The 17,998-nt window shown below is 73.8% G+C and carries 14 protein-coding genes and 1 pseudogene; 4 read left to right on the forward strand and 11 right to left on the reverse strand.

Features of this window, described 5'->3' with window-relative positions; all coding sequences use genetic code 11:
- From VLJ82_RS14150 to gatC, 3 genes and pseudogenes are all read right to left on the reverse strand, one after another.
- A pseudogene (locus tag VLJ82_RS14150) lies at window positions 1-354 on the reverse strand (Asp-tRNA(Asn)/Glu-tRNA(Gln) amidotransferase GatCAB subunit B); the annotation flags it as partial.
- A complete protein-coding gene (gene gatA, locus VLJ82_RS14155) occupies window positions 351-1,898 on the reverse strand; it encodes an Asp-tRNA(Asn)/Glu-tRNA(Gln) amidotransferase subunit GatA (RefSeq protein ID WP_408664006.1) in 1,548 nt (515 codons plus the stop codon). The gene gatA and the pseudogene VLJ82_RS14150, both read right to left, overlap by 4 nt.
- Window positions 1,898-2,209, reverse strand: coding sequence for an Asp-tRNA(Asn)/Glu-tRNA(Gln) amidotransferase subunit GatC (gatC, locus tag VLJ82_RS14160; protein ID WP_408664007.1), 312 nt, complete (start codon window positions 2,207-2,209; stop codon window positions 1,898-1,900). The genes gatA and gatC overlap by 1 nt, the downstream gene beginning before the upstream one ends.
- A 160-nt stretch (window positions 2,210-2,369) precedes the next feature.
- Here gatC and VLJ82_RS14165 point away from each other — a divergent pair, with 160 nt between their 5' ends.
- On the forward strand, window positions 2,370-3,032 hold the full coding sequence (locus tag VLJ82_RS14165; protein ID WP_408664008.1) for an ACT domain-containing protein: 663 nt from the start codon (window positions 2,370-2,372) through the stop codon (window positions 3,030-3,032).
- A gap of 42 nt (window positions 3,033-3,074) precedes the next feature.
- Here the strand turns inward: VLJ82_RS14165 and ligA are convergent, their stop codons facing one another.
- Window positions 3,075-5,222, reverse strand: a complete 2,148-nt coding sequence (gene ligA / locus VLJ82_RS14170) for an NAD-dependent DNA ligase LigA (RefSeq protein WP_408664009.1) — start codon at window positions 5,220-5,222, stop codon at window positions 3,075-3,077.
- A gap of 151 nt (window positions 5,223-5,373) precedes the next feature.
- Between ligA and VLJ82_RS14175 the strand changes: the two genes are divergently transcribed.
- Entirely contained in the window at window positions 5,374-7,437 is a 2,064-nt protein-coding gene (locus tag VLJ82_RS14175; protein WP_408664010.1) for a glycogen debranching N-terminal domain-containing protein, read from the forward strand.
- Window positions 7,438-7,480: 43 nt separating this feature from the next.
- On the opposite strand, the gene VLJ82_RS14180 is transcribed toward VLJ82_RS14175, so the two are convergent.
- The 6 genes from VLJ82_RS14180 to VLJ82_RS14205 are packed head-to-tail and all read right to left on the reverse strand — an operon-like array spanning window position 7,481 to window position 14,116.
- On the reverse strand, window positions 7,481-8,476 hold the full coding sequence (locus tag VLJ82_RS14180) for a methionine synthase (protein WP_408664011.1): 996 nt from the start codon (window positions 8,474-8,476) through the stop codon (window positions 7,481-7,483).
- Window positions 8,473-9,576 (reverse strand): tRNA 2-thiouridine(34) synthase MnmA, encoded by a 1,104-nt coding sequence (gene mnmA / locus VLJ82_RS14185; protein WP_408664012.1) that lies wholly within the window; start codon window positions 9,574-9,576, stop codon window positions 8,473-8,475. Before mnmA ends, VLJ82_RS14180 begins: the two co-directional genes overlap by 4 nt.
- Window positions 9,573-10,784: a cysteine desulfurase family protein gene (locus VLJ82_RS14190; protein ID WP_408664013.1), complete on the reverse strand. Its 1,212-nt coding sequence runs from the start codon at window positions 10,782-10,784 to the stop codon at window positions 9,573-9,575. Before VLJ82_RS14190 ends, mnmA begins: the two co-directional genes overlap by 4 nt.
- 3 nt (window positions 10,785-10,787) lie before the next feature.
- A complete protein-coding gene (locus VLJ82_RS14195) occupies window positions 10,788-12,296 on the reverse strand; it encodes an MFS transporter (RefSeq protein WP_408664014.1) in 1,509 nt (502 codons plus the stop codon).
- A gap of 20 nt (window positions 12,297-12,316) precedes the next feature.
- Window positions 12,317-13,276, reverse strand: a complete 960-nt coding sequence (locus VLJ82_RS14200) for an electron transfer flavoprotein subunit alpha/FixB family protein (RefSeq protein WP_408664015.1) — start codon at window positions 13,274-13,276, stop codon at window positions 12,317-12,319.
- 60 nt (window positions 13,277-13,336) lie between these two features.
- A complete protein-coding gene (locus VLJ82_RS14205) occupies window positions 13,337-14,116 on the reverse strand; it encodes an electron transfer flavoprotein subunit beta/FixA family protein (protein WP_408664016.1) in 780 nt (259 codons plus the stop codon).
- 385 nt (window positions 14,117-14,501) lie between these two features.
- Here VLJ82_RS14205 and VLJ82_RS14210 point away from each other — a divergent pair, with 385 nt between their 5' ends.
- A complete protein-coding gene (locus VLJ82_RS14210) occupies window positions 14,502-15,260 on the forward strand; it encodes a class I SAM-dependent methyltransferase (RefSeq protein WP_408664017.1) in 759 nt (252 codons plus the stop codon).
- A complete protein-coding gene (locus VLJ82_RS14215) occupies window positions 15,257-16,744 on the forward strand; it encodes a 1,4-alpha-glucan branching protein domain-containing protein (RefSeq protein WP_408664018.1) in 1,488 nt (495 codons plus the stop codon). The genes VLJ82_RS14210 and VLJ82_RS14215 overlap by 4 nt, the downstream gene beginning before the upstream one ends.
- A gap of 13 nt (window positions 16,745-16,757) precedes the next feature.
- Here the strand turns inward: VLJ82_RS14215 and VLJ82_RS14220 are convergent, their stop codons facing one another.
- Window positions 16,758-17,957 (reverse strand): IS701 family transposase, encoded by a 1,200-nt coding sequence (locus tag VLJ82_RS14220; protein ID WP_422653728.1) that lies wholly within the window; start codon window positions 17,955-17,957, stop codon window positions 16,758-16,760.
- Window positions 17,958-17,998: the final 41 nt, after the last annotated feature.

A 17,998-nucleotide genomic window follows, 5' to 3' on the forward strand; every position in this document is an offset into this window, starting at 1 on the left:
GGTGCACAGCGGCTCGTCGTACTGCGAGATCTGGTAGTTCTTCGGCATGTCCGGGTAGAAGTAGTTCTTGCGGGCGAACCGGCACCACGAGGCGATCGAGCAGTTCAGCGCCAGGCCGATCTTGATGGTGTACTCGATCGCGGCGGTGTTGACGACCGGCAGCGCGCCCGGCAGCCCCAGGCACACCGGGCAGGTCTGGGTGTTCGGCTCGGCGCCGAAGGTGGTGGCGCAGCCGCAGAACATCTTCGACGCGGTGCCCAGCTCCACGTGGGTCTCCAGGCCGAACACCGGCTGGTAGCGGGTGAGCACGTCGTCGTAGGCAGTGCTTTCAGTGGCCTGCGGGGTCTGGGTCATCGGGTTGCTCCGTCCGTGCCGGCGCCGACCGAGCCCGCCCGGGACAGGCCGGCCAGGATCTGGCCGTTGCGTGCGACGTAGGCGGCCTCGAAGGTGGCGGCCACCCGGAAGCAGCGGTCGTCGGCCATCGCCGGGGCCATGATCTGCAGGCCGACCGGCAGCGCCGGGCCGGTTTCGTCGGACAGCCCGCACGGCACCGAGATCGCCGGGGTGCCGGCCAGCGAGGCCGGCAGCGTGCACAGGTCGTTGACGTACATCGCCATCGGGTCGGCGACCCGCTCCCCCACCCCGAACGCCACGAACGGCGAGGTCGGCGAGACCAGCACGTCGGCCTGCGAGAACGCCCGGCGGAAGTCGTCGGCGATCAGCGTCCGGACCTTCTGCGCCTGGCCGTAGTAGGCGTCGTAGTAGCCCGAGGAGAGCGCATAGGTGCCGATCATGATGCGGCGCTTCACCTCAGGCCCGAAGCCCTGCTCCCGGGTCAGCGACATGACCTCCTCCAGCGAGCGGCTGCCGTCGTCGCCGGCCCGCAGGCCGTAGCGGACCGCGTCGAAGCGGGCCAGGTTGGACGAAGCCTCGCTGGGCGCGATCAGGTAGTAGGCGGCCAGCGCATAGTCGAAGTGCGGGCAGGACACCTCGACGACCTCGGCGCCGAGCGATTCCAGGATGTTCACCGCATCCCGGAACGCGGCGAGCACGCCCTGCTGGTAGCCGCCGCCGACGCCGGTCAGCTCGGTGACGATGCCGACCCGGACGCCGGACAGGTCACTGCCGGCACCCTCGCGGACGGCGGCGACCACGTCCGGCCCCGGCGTGGGGATGGAGGTGGAGTCCAGCGGGTCGTGGCCGGCCAGCACCTGGTGCAGCAGCGCGGCGTCGGTGACCGTCCGGGCGAACGGGCCCGCCTGGTCGAGGGAGGAGGAGAAGGCGATCAGGCCGTACCGGCTGACCGCGCCGTAGGTCGGCTTGTGCCCGACGATCCCGGTGACCGCGGCCGGCTGCCGGATCGAGCCGCCGGTGTCGGTGCCGATCGCCAGCGGCGCCTGGAAGGCCGCCACCGCCGCCGACGAGCCGCCGGACGAGCCGCCCGGCACCCGGGACAGGTCCCACGGGTTGCGGGTCACCTGGTAGGCGGAGTTCTCGGTGGACGAGCCCATCGCGAATTCGTCCATGTTGGTCTTGCCGAGCATCACGATGCCGGCCTCGCGGACCCGGCGGGTGATGGTCGCGTCGTAGGGCGGCACCCAGCCCTGCAGGATCTTCGACCCGGAGGTGGTCGGCAGCCCGCGGGTCACCACCACGTCCTTCATGGCCAGCGGCACGCCGGCCAGCGGGCCGAGCGGCTCACCGGACCGGCGGCGTTCGTCCACCGCGCCGGCGGCCGCCAGCGCACCCTCGGTGTCGACGTGCAGGAACGCCCGGATGTCGGCGTCGGAGGAGGCGATCCGGTCCAGGTGGGCCTGGGCGACCTCGGTCGCGCTGACGTCCCCGGCGGCGATCCGGGCAGCGGTCTCGGCCGCGTCCAGCTCGATCAGCTCGGCCACTACTCCTCCTCTCCGAGGATCTGCGGCACCCGGAACCGGTCGTCCTCCACCGCGGGGGCGCCGGCCAGTACCTGCTCGCGCGGCAGCGACGGCTGGACCTCGTCCGGTCGGGAGACGTTCTGCAACGGCACCGCGTGAGTGGTGGGCTCGATGTCGGCGGCGGCCACGTCGCCGATGCGCGCCACCGAGCCGAGGATGACGTCCAGCTGGCCGGCGAACAGGTCCAGCTCGTCCTCGGTCACCGCCAGCCGGGCCAGCCGGGCCAGGTGCGCCACTTCGTCGCGGGTCAGGGGAGATCGATCGTCAGGCACAACTGGAGAGTTTAGGGCTCCGCCGCACCGGCCTCGATCCGGCCCGTGGGTGCTCCGGCTCTTTACTCCGGTTCTTTCTCCGGGCCCTTCTCCGGTGCTGGGGGTGTGCTGGCCCGGCGCGCGTAACACCGGCGACATGAAGCCACGGCACACTGGGCGGGTGTCCTTCCTGATACGCGTGGTCCTGCCCGACCGCCCGGGTGCGCTCGGTGCGGTCGCGTCAGCGCTGGGCCACGCCGGCGCCGACATCCTCAGCGTCGACATCGTGGAACGCTCGGCCGGCCAGGCGACCGACGACCTGGTGGTCGAGCTGGCGCCGGGCAAGCTGCCGGACTCGATGGTGAGCGCCGCCGCCAGCGTGCCGGGCGTCCGGGTCGAGTCGATCCGGTCCTACGCCGGGGTGATCGACCCGTTCCGCGAGCTGGAGCTGCTGGAGAAGCTGGCGGTCAGCGGCACGGAGGCCCCCGGCGTGCTCGCCGACGGGGTCTGCCGGCTGTTCCGGGCCGGCTGGGCACTGGTGCTGCAGGCCCCGGAGGTCGAGGGCAGCCCCGCCACGGTGATCGCCCGCAGCTCCGCCGCCCCCGAGATCGGCACGCTGGCCACCCCGTGGTGGCCGCCGCACCCGGCCCGGCCGCTGGACGCCGACCAGGCCTGGGCGCCCGCGGAATGGGCCAGCCTGGACACCGAGCTGGCCGTGGTGCCGCTCGGCCGGCGGGCCATCCTGGTCGGCCGGCCGGCGCTGCGCTGGCTGGCCAGCGAGATCATCCGGCTCTCGCACCTGGCCTCGATCGCGGCGACCGTGCTCGACCCGCACCCGGCCTGACGCCGGCAGTACCCGGGCGAGCGCTCGTTCGCTACCGGCTGGTCACTCCTCCCCGATCCGGGCCACCGCGGTGGCGGCCTCCGGGCCCTGCTCCAGCAGCACGGTGAAGCCGTCCTCGTCCAGGATCGGCACCTTCAGCTCGACCGCCTTGGCGTACTTGCTGCCCGGGGTGTCGCCCACCACCACGAACGCGGTCTTCTTCGAGACCCCGCTTGCCGCCTTGCCGCCCCGGCTGGCGATCGCGGCGGCCGCCTCGTCGCGGCTGTAGCGCTCCAGCGAGCCAGTCACCACCACCGCCAGCCCGGCCAGTGGCTTCGGGCTGTCGTCGACGACCCGCTCCTCCTCCAGCCGGACGCCGGCCGCGGCCCATTTCTTGACGATCTCCTGGTGCCAGTCGACCGAGAACCACTCCCGGATCGACTCGGCGATGGTCATGCCGACCCCCTCGGCGGCGGCCAGCTCCTCGGGGGTGGCCCTGGCGATCGCGTCGATCGAGCCGAACTCCCTGGCCAGCACCTGGGCCGCGGTCGGGCCGACGTGCCGGATCGACAGCGCCACCAGCACCCGCCACAGCGGCTGGGTCTTGGCCGCCTCCAGGTTCTCCAGCAACTTGCGGGCGTTGGCGGCAAGCTCGCCGTCCTTGCGCCGGAAGAACTCCGACCGGGCCAGGTCCTCGGCGGTCAGGGAGAACACGTCGCCCTCGTCGCTCACCAGGCCGGCCTTGAGCAGCGCGACCGCACCCTCGTAGCCGAGCGCCTCGACGTCGAAGGCGCCCCGGCCGGCGACGTGGAACAGCCGCTCCCGCAGCTGGGCCGGGCAGGACCGCTGGTTGGGGCAGCGGATGTCGGCGTCGCCCTCCTTCTGCGGCCGCAGCTCGGTGCCGCACTCGGGGCAGTGGGTGGGCATCACGAACTCGCGTTCCGAGCCGTCGCGCAGCGCCACCACCGGGCCGAGGATCTCGGGGATGACGTCGCCGGCCTTGCGCAGCACCACGGTGTCGCCGATCAGCACGCCCTTGCGGGCCACCTCGCTGGCGTTGTGCAGGGTGGCCATCTCGACGGTGGAGCCGGCCACGAAGACCGGTTCCATCACGCCGAACGGGGTCACCCGGCCGGTGCGCCCGACGTTGACCTGGATGTCGAGCAGCTTGGTGTTGACCTCTTCGGGCGGGTACTTGAAGGCGATCGCCCAGCGCGGCGCCCGGCTGGTGGAGCCCAGCTGGCGCTGCATCGCCAGCGAGTCGACCTTGACCACCACCCCGTCGATCTCGTGCTCGACGTCGTGGCGGTGCTCGCCGTAGTGGTCGATGAACTCCCGCACCTCGGTCATCGAGGAGACCACCTTGGCGCGCGGCGAGGTGGGCAGCCCCCACTGGCGCAGGTAGTCGTACCACCCGGACTGGCTGTCCACCTTCGGGCCGCCCTCGACGTGCCCCACCCCGTGCACCACCATCTCGAGCTTGCGGGCGGCGGTGATCCGCGGGTCCTTCTGGCGCAGCGACCCGGACGCGGTGTTGCGCGGGTTGGCGTAGGGCGCCTTGCCCTCGGCGACCAGCTTGGCGTTCAGGTTCGCGAACTCGGTGAGCGGGAAGTACACCTCGCCGCGCACCTCGATGACGTCGGGAACCTCCGTGCCGGTCAGCCGGTCCGGGATCGCGGCGATGGTGCGGACGTTGCCGGTCACGTCCTCCCCGGTCCGGCCGTCGCCCCGGGTGGCGCCGCGCACCAGCCGGCCGCGCTCGTAGACCAGGCTGATCGCCAGCCCGTCGACCTTGAGCTCGCACAGGAACCGCGGCGCGGTGACCTCGCGCTCCACCCGGACCAGCCAGGCGTCCAGTTCCTCGGCGGTGAAGGCGTTGTCCAGCGAGAGCATCCGTTCCAGGTGGTTGACCGGCGCGAACTGCGAGGAGTAGTCGCCGGCCACCCGCTGGGTGGGCGAGTCCGGCGTGCGCAGCGCGGGGTACTCGTCCTCCAGGCGCTCCAGCTCGCGCATCCGCCGGTCGTAGTCGGCGTCCGACAGGGTCGGCGCGTTGGCGATGTAGTAGCGGTAGGCGGCGTCGTTCAGCTGCTCGGAAAGCTCGGCATGGCGCTGCTTGGCCTCGGCCGGGGCTTCGGCCGCCGGCTCGGTCCCGGCCACTGGGCCGGTCGGCTCGGCGTCGGCGCTGCCCGGGTGCTGGTCGGCTGTGGTCACGGCATCAAGTTACCGCCCGGCACCGACAGTTCTTCCAGACGCGGCACCGACAGTTCTGCCAGACCCGGCGCCGCGGTCGCCGCCGGCCCTGGCAGGGTGGGAGGCCTACCGGCACCACCCTGCCGCGACCCGACCAGGAAGCCGATCGAAGATGACCGACGCCCCGCACCAGCAGCCGTACCTGCACGACCTGCTGGCCTGCGTGCGCGCGCCGGCGCTGGTGCTCACCGGCCGGGACGGCCAGCTGCGCGACGGCGGCGTGCAGGGCGGCTACCTGGCCGACCGGCGCATCCTGTCCCGGTCGGTGCTGCAGGTCGCCGGCGCCGAGCCGGCCCCGATCTCCGGTGAGCTGGACGGCGCCGGTGCCAGCCGGAGCGTGTCGGTGGCCCGCGGCCTGGGAGATCCGGGAGCCGATCCCACCGTGACCGTCGAACGGCGCCGGGCCGCCGCTGCCGACGGCGTAGCCGAATCGATCACGGTCCGCTCGGCGGCGCGCGAGCCGGTCCGGGCCCGGCTCACCCTGGAGCTGGGCTGCGACCTGGCCGGCATGGCCGCCGTCAAGGCTGGCCTGCCCCCCGCCGAACTGGTGCCCGCCGAGCGGCCGGACGGGCTGCGCTGGACCGGCCCGGACGGCACCGAGGTCACCGCGGTGGCAACCCCGGCCCCGGCCGAGGTCAGCACCGCGCCGGCCCGGCTCGGCTGGGACGTCGACCTCGGACCCGGCGACAGCGTCACCGTCGAGCTGAGCTATTCCGCGACCGGCCCGGCGGCCCCGGTGGTGCTCGCGCCGGTCGGCCCGTCCCGGCTGGCGGTGCCGGCGGTCCGAGCGGACGACCCGCGGCTGGCCGGCTTCCTGGCGCGGTCGGTGGCCGACCTCGCGGCGCTGGAACTGGCCGATCCGCAGGAACCGCGGGACCACTTCCTGGCCGCCGGCGCGCCCTGGTACCTGACCCTGTTCGGCCGGGACTGCCTGCTCGCGGCCCGGATGCTGCTGCCGCTGGGCACCGAGCTGGCCGGCGGCACGCTGCGCACCCTGGCCCGCCGGCAGGGCAGCCGGGTCGATCCGGAATCCGCCGAGGAGCCCGGCAAGATCCTGCACGAGATCCGCGCCGTCGAGACCGAGCACCACGAGGGCCACCAGCTGGGCCGGCCGTTGCGGCTGCCGGCCACCTACTACGGCACGGTGGACGCCACCCCGCTGTGGATCCTGCTGCTGCACGACAGCTGGCGGTGGGGGCTGCCCGGGCTGGAGGTCGAAGAGCTGCTGCCCAACCTGGAGCGGGCGCTGGCGTGGCTGGCCGACTACGGCACCGATGGCAACGGCTTCCTCAGCTACGTCGATCGTTCCGGGCACGGCCTTTCCAACCAGGGCTGGAAGGACTCGGCCGACTCGGTCTCCTTCGCCGACGGCCGGCTTGCCGACCCGCCGGTGGCCCTGAGTGAGGTGCAGGCCTACGGCTACGCGGCGGCGATGGCGGGCGCCGCCCTCCTGGAGGCGTTCGGCCGCCCCGGCGCAGAGCGCTGGCGGGCCTGGGCGGCCAAGCTCGCCGAGCGGTTCCGGCAGCGGTTCTGGCTGGCCGACCAGCGGGGCGGCTACCCGGCGCTGGCCCTGGACGGGCACGGCGAGCCGGTGGACTCGGTCGCCTCGAACATGGGCCATCTGCTGGGCACCGGGCTGCTGAGCGCGGCGGAGGAGGGCCTGGTCGCCGCCCGGCTGGACTCGCCGGAGCTGTCCGCCGGCTTCGGGCTGCGCACCCTGGCAAGCTCGGCGGCCCGCTTCAATCCGCTGAGCTACCACAACGGGTCGGTGTGGGCACACGACACCGCGATCGCCGTCACCGGCCTGGCGGCTGCCGGCAGCGCCGGCCCGGCAACCGTCCTGATCGAGGGGCTGCTGGCCGCCGCTGCCGGCTTCGACTACCGGATGCCGGAGCTGCACGGCGGCCACCGTGCCGAGCCCGGCCGGCGCCCGCTGCCCTACCCGGCGTCCTGCCGGCCGCAGGCCTGGTCGGCCGCCTCGGCGATGGCGATCGTCTCGGCGCTGCTCGGGCCTCGGCCGGACGCCCCGGCGGGCTCGCTGGAGTTCCGGCCGCTGCTCGGCCCGGCCGGCCGGCCGCCGCTGGGCGAGCTGTCGGTGACCGGGCTGCGCTTCGCCGGCCGGCCGCTGTCGGTACGACTGGCCGCCGACGGCTCGGTCACCAGCACGCTCGGCTGACCGGCTGCTCCAGCCGGTTCCGGCTAGTCCAGCCCGGTGCCAGCTACTCCAGCCCGTCGCGCAGCGCCGCGCCGACCTCGCGCAGCTGCGCCATCACCCGGCGGGCGTACGGCAGCGAGGCCCCGGCCAGGCCACACGCCGGGGTCGGGACCACCGCGCCGGCCAGCCGGTCCGCCCCGAAGCCCAGCTTGGCCCACAGCCGGCCGATCCGCTCCCGGGCCTCGGCTGCCGAGATCGGGGTGTCGGTGCCGGGAAAGACCCCCAGCCACAGCGAGACGCCGGCCTCGACCAGCTCGCCGAGCGCGTCCAGGGAAGCGTCGGTCAGCAGGCTCGCGTCCACCGACACCGCCGACGCGCCGGCACCGGCCAGCAGGTCGTAGGGCACCCGGGCGGCGCAGCAGTGCACCACCCGGTGGCCGGGGGCGGCCAGCTCCAGCAGCTCGGCGAGCGCCGGCTGGGCCACCGAGCGGGGCAGCGACCGGACGGTGCCGTAGCCGGACGGCGTCGGCACCTCGCCGGCCAGCACCTGCGGCAGGCCCGGCTCGTCCACCTGGAGCACGATCGCGGTGCCGGGCAGCCGGCCGCCGAGGTCGGCCAGCAGGGTCCGGGTGCCCTCGACCAGCGACCCCGTCAGGTCGCGGAATGCGCCGTGGTCGGTCAGCACCTTGTGCAGGTTGGGCAGTTCCAGGGAGGCGCCCAGGGTCAGCGGGCCGCACACCGACACCTTCAGCAGCGGCACCCCCTGGGCCTGCTCGGTGACGGCGTCCAGGTCGCGCCGCAGGTGGTCGCGGGCCCGGGCCAGGTCCCGGCCGGGGCGGCCGGCGACGGTCCAGCCGTGCGGCTGCCACTCCAGCGGGAAGTCCACCAGCAACGACCCGGTACGGGCGATCATGTCAGCGCCGAAGCCGCGGCCGGGCAGCTCCGGCAGGTAGGGCAGCTCGCCGGCCTCGCCGAGCACCAGCCGGACCGCCTCGTCCGGGTCGGTGCCGGGCAGCGAGCCGATGCCGGTCGCCGCGCCGGGTGGCCAGGGAAAGCTCATCCGGTGCCGACCGCGGCCGGCTGAGCCCCGGCGCCGGCGGGCCGCTCGGTGCCCAGGATGGTGGCCGAGCCGAGCACCCGGTCGCCGTCGTACATCACCAGCGCCTGGCCGGCGGCCACCCCGCGCTGGGGTTCGCCGAGCACGGCACGCAGCCCGGCATCGTCGGCGGCGATCCGGGCCGCCGACACCATGCCGTGCGCGCGCAGCTGCACCTGGCAGTCGAACGGCTGGGACGGCGGCTCGGCGATCCAGACCGGCCGGCCGCACCGGACCAGCCCGACCTGCAGGTCTGCCGCACCGCCCACCACCACGGTGTTGGTCTTCGGCGAGATCGACAGCACATAGCGGGGCTCGCCGGTGGCGCTCGGCCGGGTCAGGTTCAGCCCCCGGCGCTGGCCTACGGTGAAGCCGTGGGTGCCGGCGTGGCTGCCGAGCACCGTGCCGTCGGTGTCGACGATGTCGCCGGGCCGCTCGCCCAGCCGGCGGGCCAGGAAGCCCTGGGTGTCGCCGTCGGCGATGAAGCAGATGTCGTGCGAGTCCGGCTTGCTGGCCACCGCCAGTCCCAGCCGGGCCGCCTCGGCGCGCACCTGGTCCTTGGTCGAGTCGCCCAGCGGGAACACCGCGTGCGCCAGCTGCCCGGGAGTCAGCACCGCGAGCACGTAGGACTGGTCCTTGGCCGCGTCCACCGACCGGTACAGCCGGCCGTCGACCAGCCGGGCGTGGTGGCCGGTGACCACCGCGTCGAAGCCGAGCGCCAGCGCCCGGTCCAGCAGCGCGGCGAACTTGATCTTCTCGTTGCAGCGCAGGCACGGGTTGGGCGTCCGGCCGGCCTGGTACTCCGAGACGAAGTCGTCGATCACGTCAGCGGCGAAGCGCTCGGCGAAGTCCCAGACGTAGAACGGGATGCTCAGGATGTCGGCGGTGCGCCGGGCGTCGTGGGAGTCCTCCAGCGAGCAGCAGCCCCGCGAGCCGGTGCGCAGGGTGGCAGGCTGGCGGGACAGCGCCAGGTGCACGCCGGTCACGTCCCAGCCGGCCGCGACCGCCCGGGCGGCGGCGACCGCCGAGTCCACTCCGCCGCTCATCGCGGCCAGCACCTTCATGCGCTGCGCCCGGTGGCCGCGGCCACCCCGACGGCGGCGCTGGCCCGGCGGGCCCGCTCCACCACCGGCCCGATCGCCTCGACGACGGCCTGCACGTCGGAGGCGGTGGAGGTGTGGCCCAGCGACAGCCGCAGTGCCCCACGGGCCCGCTGGGAGTCGGTGCCCATCGCCAGCAGCACATGCGAGGGCTGGGCCACCCCGGCCGAGCAGGCCGAGCCGGTCGAGCACTCGATGCCCCGGGCGTCCAGCAGCATCAGCAGCGAGTCGCCCTCGCAGCCGGGAAAGGACAGGTGGGCGTTGCCCGGCAGCCGGTGCACCGGGTGGCCGTTGAGCACCGCGTCCGGCACCGCCCGCCGGACGCCGTCGATCAGCTGGTCGCGCAGCCGGGCCAGCCGGGGCGCCAGCTCGTCCCGGCCGCGTACCGCGATCTCGGCGGCCAGCGCGAAGCCGACCGCGCCGGGGGTGTCCAGGGTGCCCGAGCGGACGTCGCGTTCCTGGCCGCCGCCGTGCAGCACCGGGATGCAGTCCATCCCGCGGCCCAGCAGCAGTGCCCCGACGCCGACCGGCCCGCCGATCTTGTGCGCGGTGACCGTCATCGCGTCCACGCCGGACTCGGCGAACGACATGCCCGGAACGCCGACCGCCTGCACCGCGTCGGTGTGGAACGGAATGCCGTAGCCGTGCGCGATCTCGGCCAGCTCCCGGATCGGGGAGATGCTGCCGACCTCGTTGTTGGCCCACATCACGCTGACCAGCGCCACCGTGTCCGGGTCGTCGGCGAGTGCGGCGGCCAGCGTCTCGGGCTGCACCACCCCGTCGGAGTCCACCGGCAGCAGCACCAGCTCGGCGTCGGAGTGCTCGGCCAGGTAGTCGGCCGAGTCCAGCACCGCGTGGTGCTCGACCGCGCTGACCAGCAGCCGGCGGCGGGCGGGATCGGCGGCCCGGCGGGCGGCGTAGATGCCCTTGACGGCCAGGTTGTCGGCCTCGGTGCCGCCGGAGGTGAAGATCACCTCGGACGGCCGGGCGTCCAGTGCTGCCGCCAGCCGCTCCCGGGACTCCTCGATGATCCGGCGCGCCTGCCGGCCGGAGGTGTGCACCGACGACGGGTTGCCCGCGACCCCGGTGGCCGAGGCGCGCATCGACGCGGAGACCGCGTCGATCACCTCCGGGAGCATCGGAGTGGTGGCGGCGTGATCGAGGTAGGGCATCGGTTACGAGCTTACTGAGCCGGGCCAGCTGCACTCGACCGAGCGGGACAGCGGCCGGTCGGCGCCGGTGGCCGGGCCGGTGCCGGTCACGCCCGGGACGGCGGGACTCACCGGCGCGCCGTCGGCCGGCCGGCGGACAGCCGCGCCGGTGAGCCGGGAGGCCCGGCCGATCGCCACCGCCGCCAGGCCCGCCATGGCCACGAACACCACCGCGAAGCCGGTTCCGTAGCCGATCCGGCCGTGCGCCGCGAGCGCGACGAACGCCCCGGCGAACGCCGCCGAGATGGCGCTGACCGAGGAGTCGGCCAGCTGCAGCGCGGCCGAGTCCGAACCGCGCTGGGCGTCGGTGGTGCACTCCAGCATCACCACACTGGCGCTGGTGATCGCGAAACCGGCGCCGAAGCCGGCGAACGGCCACAGCGCGAAGGCCACCGCGCCCGGCACGGTGCGCAGCGCGACCAGCGCCATGCCGACCCCGCCGACGGCCATCAGCACCAGCCCGAGGGCGACCAGCCGGGCCCGGTTCGGGTGCGGCAACCGGCTCTGGATCGTCGAGGCGGCCGCCCAGCTGAGTGCCGAGAGCATCAGCGGCGTGCCGGCCATGGTCGGCGAGTAGTGCAGCTGCACCGTCAGGGTCAGCGGGACGATGACCTCCATCCCGACGAACACCCCGGCCAGCACGCCGCGGAACGCGATGGCGGCCGGCACTCCGGAGGCGAACCGCGCGGTGCCGGCGGGCAGCAGCCGGCGCAGCCCGGCCAGCATCGCCACCAGCCCGACTGCCGCGCCGGCCGCGCCGAGCAGGTCCAGGTGCTCGCCCAGGTTGGCCACCCCGGCCACCCCGACCGCGGTCAGCAGCGCGTAGCCGACCCGCCGGTGGTCGATCCGGCCGGTGGTGACCGAGCCGCGCAGCTGGCGCAGCGACGGCAGGATCAGCAGGCCGCCGAGCGCCACGAACGGGCTCAGCCCGCCGAACACCCAGCGCCAGGACAGCTGCTCGGTGATCCAGCCGGCCAGCATCGGGCCGACCAGGCCGGGAATCACCCAGGCGCCGGCGAGCGCGGCGAAGATCCGGGGCCGCAGCAGGTCGTCGTAGACCTCACCCATCACCACGTACATGGCGGTGATCAGCAGTCCGACCGCCAGGCCCTGCACGAACCGGGCGGCCACCAGCACCAGCATCGTGTTCGCGGCACTGCCTACCAGCAGGCCGGCGACGAACAGCAGCAGGCCGGCCAGCAGCGGCCGGCGGGCGCCGTGCAGGTCGGAGTACATGCCCGAGACCACCATGCCGACCACGCTGGTCACCAGGAAGCCGGTGAAGGCCCAGCCGTAGGAGGCCAGCCCGTGCAGGCTGCGCGCCGCGGTGGGCAGCGCGGTCGCGACGGCCAGCGCCTCGAAGGCGATGATCGTCATCAGGATGAGGATGCCGAGCGTGGTGACCCGGTAGGCCGGCGAGAAGATGGTGCCGGCGCGGCCGCCTGGTGCCCTGGGCTCAGCGCGTACCGTCACTGGGCCCAGTGTAGCGGGAGTTATCCCTTGCGCTTACTGACTTCTTCGGCCAGCTGCGGGGCCACGTTGAACAGGTCGCCCACCACGCCGAAGTCGGCCAGCTCGAAGATCGGCGCCTCGGGATCCTTGTTGACCGCCACGATCGTCTTCGAGGTCTGCATGCCGGCCCGGTGCTGGATCGCCCCGGAGATGCCGAGCGCCACGTAGAGCTGCGGCGAGACCGTGACGCCGGTCTGGCCGACCTGCATCTGGTGCGGCACCCAGCCGGCGTCGGTGGCCGCCCGGGACGCGCCGACCGCCGCGCCGAGGGAGTCGGCGACCTGCTCCACCACCGAGAAGTTGTCGGCCGAGCCGACCCCGCGACCGCCGGAGACGATCACCGAGGCGTCCTGCAGCGAGGGACGCGAGCCCTTGGCCTCGGTGACCCGGTCCACCACCTGGGCGGCTTTGGCGCTGTCGGACAGCTGCACCTCGACGGTCACCAGCTCGGCGGCACCGGACGCGGCCTCGGCGGCCACCGAGTTGGGCCGCAGGCTGATCACCGGAACGCCCTTGGTCACGGCCGAGTTGACGGTGACCGCGCCGCCGAAGATGGACTGGACGGCCGAGCCGTCGGGGTTCAGGCCGACCGCGTCCGCCAGGAACCCGGAGTCGATCTTGAAGGCGGCTCGGGCGGCCACCTCCTTGTTCTCCGGGGTGGCGGCGACCAGGATGGCCGCGGGGCTGGCCTGCCCGGCCACCTGGGCCAGGATCTCGGCCTTCGGGGCCACCAGGTAGTTCGCGACGTCCTCGCTCTCGGCCGCGTAGACCTTGGCCGCGCCGTATTCGGCGAGCTGGTCGCGCAGCGCCGCCGCGGTGCCCGGAGCGCCGATCACGACGGCGGCCGGCTCCCCGAGCGAGCGGGCCGCGGTGAGCAGCTCGGACGCGGACTTGGCCGGCTTGCCGTTGGCCGAATCGATCAGGACGAGTACCTCAGCCATGGGTGATTTCCTCTTGGTCGGTCTGGTCGGTCTAGTCGGTCGGTTGTCGGGTCGGCGGGCTCAGATGAGCTTCTTGCTGGCCAGGAACTCGGCGATCGCGGCGCCGCCGTTCCCGTCGTCCTTCACCACCACGCCCGCGGCCCGCGGCGGCGCCGGCTCGAAGGAGCGCACCGCGCTGGTCGCGGCAGCCAGGCCCACCTCGTCGGCGCTCAGTCCCAGGTCGGCGAGGCCCAGCGTGGTGACCGGCTTGGACTTGGCGGCCATGATGCCTTTGAAGGACGGGTAGCGCGGGTCGTTGATCTTCTCCACCACGCTGAGCACCGCCGGGGTGCTGGCCCGCACCACGTCGTAGCCGGTGTCGGTGACCCGCTCGATGGTGACGTCGGAGCCCTCCACGCTGACCTTGCGGGCCCCGGTCAGCTGCGGCAGCCCGGTGGCCTCGGCCAGCAGCGCCGGCAGCACCGACAGCCGGGAGTCGGTGGCCTCGACGCCGCCGATCACCAGGTCGTAGTCCAGGGTGCCCAGCGCCTTGGCCAGCACCTTGGCGGTGGTGATCACGCACGAGCCGTGCAGCGCCTCGTCCACCACGTGCACGCCCTTGTCGGCACCCATCGACAGCGCCTTGCGGATCGACTCGGTGGCCCGCTCCGGGCCCATCGTCAGGATGGTGACCTCGCCGCCGTGCGCCTCCTTGAGCCGCAGGCCCTCCTCGATGGCGTACTCGTCGATCTCGTTGATGACGGCGTCGGCGCCGGCCCGGTCCAGGGTGTTGTCGGCCGGGTCGAGCTTGCGCTCGGCGTAGGTGTCGGGCACCTGCTTCATCAGGACAACGATGTTCATCTTCGGATCGTCCTTACTGTTCGGTCCAGCCGGTCGGTTCGAGATCAGCGAGGGGTACCGGCGCTTGGCTGCTATGTTACCGACCAGTAGCAGATGAGGCACCGGGAGCCGGGGCGTGTTTCCGGTCACCCGCGACCCGGCCCGGGTGCGGCGGGTGTCCCGTGCACTGTTCTACACGCCGCCCGGAACCGGCTCCCATCCGCATGGGGCAATCGACGAGTGGGACGGCCGTCGCAGCGCCGCTACGGTTCTGCGACGAGGGAGCGGCCACCTAGGCTGGTCCATTCCACAGCTGGGTTCCCACCGACTGCGAAGGACAGGGACGATCGAGGCAACGGGTTCGCTCGCCACCGGGTGGGCTTCGGCCGACTCGGCTTCGACCGGCTTGGCGCTGACCGGCGAGCGGACGGTGCCCGGGATCGCCAGCGAGAACTACTGGTTCCGCCGGCACCAGGCCGCCTACCACTACCTGCTGGCCGAGGTCGGCGGTCCCCGGCTGCTCGAGGTGGGCGCCGGCGAGGGGTACGGCGCATCGTTGCTGGCCGAGCGGGCGCCCGGCGTGCTGGGCGTCCTGGCCCTGGACTACGACGGCTCCGCCGTCTCCCACCTGGCCCGGCGGTACCCGGCGTTGGCTGCCGTCCGGGCCAACCTGGCCGCGCTGCCGGTGGCCGCCGGCGCCTTCGACACGGTGGTCTCGCTGCAGGTGATCGAGCACGTCTGGGACCACCCGCAGTTCCTCGCCGAGTGCGCCCGGGTGCTGCGGCCGGGCGGCCTGCTGGCGCTCAGCACCCCGAACCGGCTGACCTTCTCCCCCGGCTCCTGCGGTGCCGACCGGCCGGTCAATCCCTTCCACAGCCACGAGTTCACCGCGGCCGAGCTGTGCCGGCTGGTGGCCGGCGCCGGCTTTGCCGTGCAGGCGGTGCGCGGACTGTTCGCCGGGCCGCGGCTGGTGGAGCTGGACCGCCGGCACGGCGGCCTGGTGGCCGCCCAGCTGGCCACCCCACCGGCGGACTGGCCGGTGGAGCTGGCCGCCGACGTGGCCGCGGTCGGCTGGCGCGACTTCGAGGTCGGCGCGGACCGGCAGCACGACCTCGGCGGGCTGGACGCCAGCCTGGACCTGATCCTGCTGGCGAGGCGGCCGTGAGCCCGGTCGGCCGGTTCAGCCTGGTGTTGCACACCCACCTGCCCTGGGTCGCGCACAACGGCACCTGGCCGGTCGGCGAGGAGTGGCTGCACCAGGCCTTCACCGGCTCCTGGCGGCGGGTGCTGCGCGTGCTGGAGGGCCTGGCCGAGCACGGTTTCTCCGACGTCGTCACGCTCGGGGTGACCCCGGTGCTGGCGGCGATGCTGGACGACCCCTACTGCTTGGCCGAGATCCATTCCTGGGCCGGCCGCTGGCAGCTGCGCGCCGAGGAGCTGGCCGCCCGGCCCGGGTTCGAGGCGCTGGCCGAGCACGAGCGCCGGGAGGCGGTGGCGTGCCTGGAGGACCTGCAGCGCCGGTGGCTGACCGGCGGGCTGTCGGCGGTGCTGCGGCCGCTGGCCGAGGCCGGCGTGCTGGAGCTGCTGTCGGGCCCGGCCACCCATCCGTTCCAGCCGCTGCTCACCGAGCGGTTCGCCGCCGCGCAGCTGGCCACCGGGCTGGCTGAGGCCCGGCTGCGGTTCGGCAGCCGGCCGGGCGGGATCTGGGCGCCGGAATGCGGCTACGCCCCCGGCATGGAGGACTTCTACGCCGCGCACGGGGTGACGCACTTCCTGGTGGACGGTCCGGCGGTGCGCGGCGACACCGGCCTGGCCCGTCCGGTCGGGGACTCCGACGTGCTGGCCTTCGCCCGTGACCTCGACATCTCCTACCGGGTCTGGTCCTCGCGCACCGGCTACCCCGGGGACGGCAGCTACCGGGACTTCCACACTTTCGATCACGCCTCGGGTTTCCGGCCGGCCCGGGTCACCGGCGGCGCGGTGCCGTCCGAGGCCAAGCGGCCCTGGGACCGGCGGCTGGCCGCCGCGGCGGTGCTGCGCGACGCCCGGGACTTCGTCGCCGCGGTGGTACGCCGGCTGACCGAGCTGCGCGACCGGCACGGCCGGGAGGCGCTGGTGGTGGCCGCGTTCGACACCGAGCTGTTCGGGCACTGGTGGTACGAGGGGCCGCAGTTCCTCGACGCCGTGCTGCGGATGCTGCCGCAGGCCGGCGTCCGGCTGAGCACGCTGCGCGGGGCGGCCGAGGCCGGCCTGGTCGCCGACCGGATCGAGCTGCCCACCTCGTCCTGGGGGGCCGGCAAGGACTGGCGGGTGTGGGACAACGACGCGGTGGCCGAGCTGAACGACGAGATCGCCCACGTGCAGAAAAGGCTGTTCTCGCTGCTGGACAGCCGCCCGGAGCATGCCGGCCGGTCGGCGGCGGCCGACCAGCTGGTCCGCGAGGCGTTCCTGCTGTCCTCCAGCGACTGGGCGTTCATGGTGACCCGGGACTCGGCCGCCGGCTACGCCCGGCAGCGGGCCCGGCAGCACGCCGAGCGGTTCGCCGCCCTGGCGGACGCGATCGAGTCCGGGGTCGGGGCCGACGCGCTGGCCGCCGAGCTGCGCGCGGTGGACGGCCCGTTCGGCCGGCTGGACGCCCGGACCTGCTGAGGCGGGCGCGCGGTCAGGAGGCGTAGCGCGCGGCGTCCCGGGACGGATCGGTCAACATGGCGACGGCATGTGCGGCGGAGGCGAGGGTCGCGTGCCGGTGCCAGCCGTTGAAGGAACGCCCGGCGTAGTCGCGGATTCCGACCTCGTCGGCAATCTCGGCGAAGTCCCGGTCCACCTGGCGGAGCAGGCCCGCCAGCTGCAGCACGGGGGCCGGTCCGGCCTCGACCAGATCGGTCAACCACAGTTCGGTCGGCCAGCTGCCGCCGAGCCGTCCCGCACCCAGCAGCATCAGCTCACGAGGAGGGGTTCGCACCGTGCCGGAGCGGGGCAGCCGCACTCTGACCATGCCGGCGAGCCAGGTCTGGTCGAGGTTGCCCTCGGCGTCGCGGAGATAGACCGGGCAGCGGTTGCCGCGTGCGGCGGCCATGATCTCCTGGGCCGAGAGGCTGCCACCGAGGTGGCCGGGCAGCGCCGGGTCGGCCGGACTCAGCGGGTAGCTGTTCGGGATCCGAAGCACGAACGGGGTGCCGGCAGCACCGAGCAGGTCGAGTACCGGGGCTACATCGGTGTCCCGCGCGTCGAACACCACCGGCCGGGTCGGGAACCCCACGACCCCTGCCCTGGCATCGAGATAGGTGCGGGCCGCGCACTCGCCGAGCGTCTCCAGCCGCTCGTCGTCCGGAATCTCGACAGACCGACGCCGGCGGTTGTCCTGCAGCCACGCCGAGGTGAGATGCAGGCGCCAGTTGACCGGGCTGCTCAGGTCCTGCCCCACCGCCCACAGGCCCACCGACTGCTGGACGTTGAGCGACTGGCCCACCTCGGCGCAGAACCGACGGCTGACTCCCACCGAGTGGGAGCCGGCCTTGACGATCGTCATCGGCCGCAGTACCCAGGCCTGCACCGGCATGCTGGCCAGGACGTAGCGGGTGAGGGCTCGGCGCATCGGTCGCCAGTCCCAGGTGGAGTCGCTGATGAAGTGATGCAGGCTCTGCTCGGTCGCCGAGCTGGCCGAGGTCGCGGCGATGTTGCGAACCGACTTCCGGCCGGTGGTCTGCAACAGGCCGGCGAGGTATTCCGCGCCCTTGCCCCGCTGGTCGCGCCGGGGCAACGACTGCAAGAGCGTCGAAGCCACTTGGTCGAACACGGCGTTGCGGGCCGGTCGGGAATGGACACGAGGCGCAGGCTCCAAGCGCGTGCTGTCCAGCAACATGAAAACCTCCAATCAGGTAGGCGGATGAACCGTGCCGGAAC

This window comes from Jatrophihabitans sp. (assembly GCF_035474675.1).
In the GTDB taxonomy this organism is placed as follows: Bacteria; Actinomycetota; Actinomycetes; order Mycobacteriales; family Jatrophihabitantaceae; genus Jatrophihabitans_A.

Bases quoted from the DNA above. Each gene is read 5' to 3' on its own strand.
- VLJ82_RS14175 (WP_408664010.1), top strand. From the start codon at position 5,374: ATGACCGACGCCCCGCACCAGCAGCCGTACCTGCACGACCTGCTGGCC.
- VLJ82_RS14180 (WP_408664011.1), bottom strand. From the start codon at position 8,476: ATGAGCTTTCCCTGGCCACCCGGCGCGGCGACCGGCATCGGCTCGCTG.
- mnmA (WP_408664012.1), bottom strand. From the start codon at position 9,576: ATGAAGGTGCTGGCCGCGATGAGCGGCGGAGTGGACTCGGCGGTCGCC.
- VLJ82_RS14190 (WP_408664013.1), bottom strand. From the start codon at position 10,784: ATGCCCTACCTCGATCACGCCGCCACCACTCCGATGCTCCCGGAGGTG.
- VLJ82_RS14200 (WP_408664015.1), bottom strand. From the start codon at position 13,276: ATGGCTGAGGTACTCGTCCTGATCGATTCGGCCAACGGCAAGCCGGCC.
- VLJ82_RS14205 (WP_408664016.1), bottom strand. From the start codon at position 14,116: ATGAACATCGTTGTCCTGATGAAGCAGGTGCCCGACACCTACGCCGAG.
- VLJ82_RS14220 (WP_422653728.1), bottom strand. From the start codon at position 17,957: ATGTTGCTGGACAGCACGCGCTTGGAGCCTGCGCCTCGTGTCCATTCC.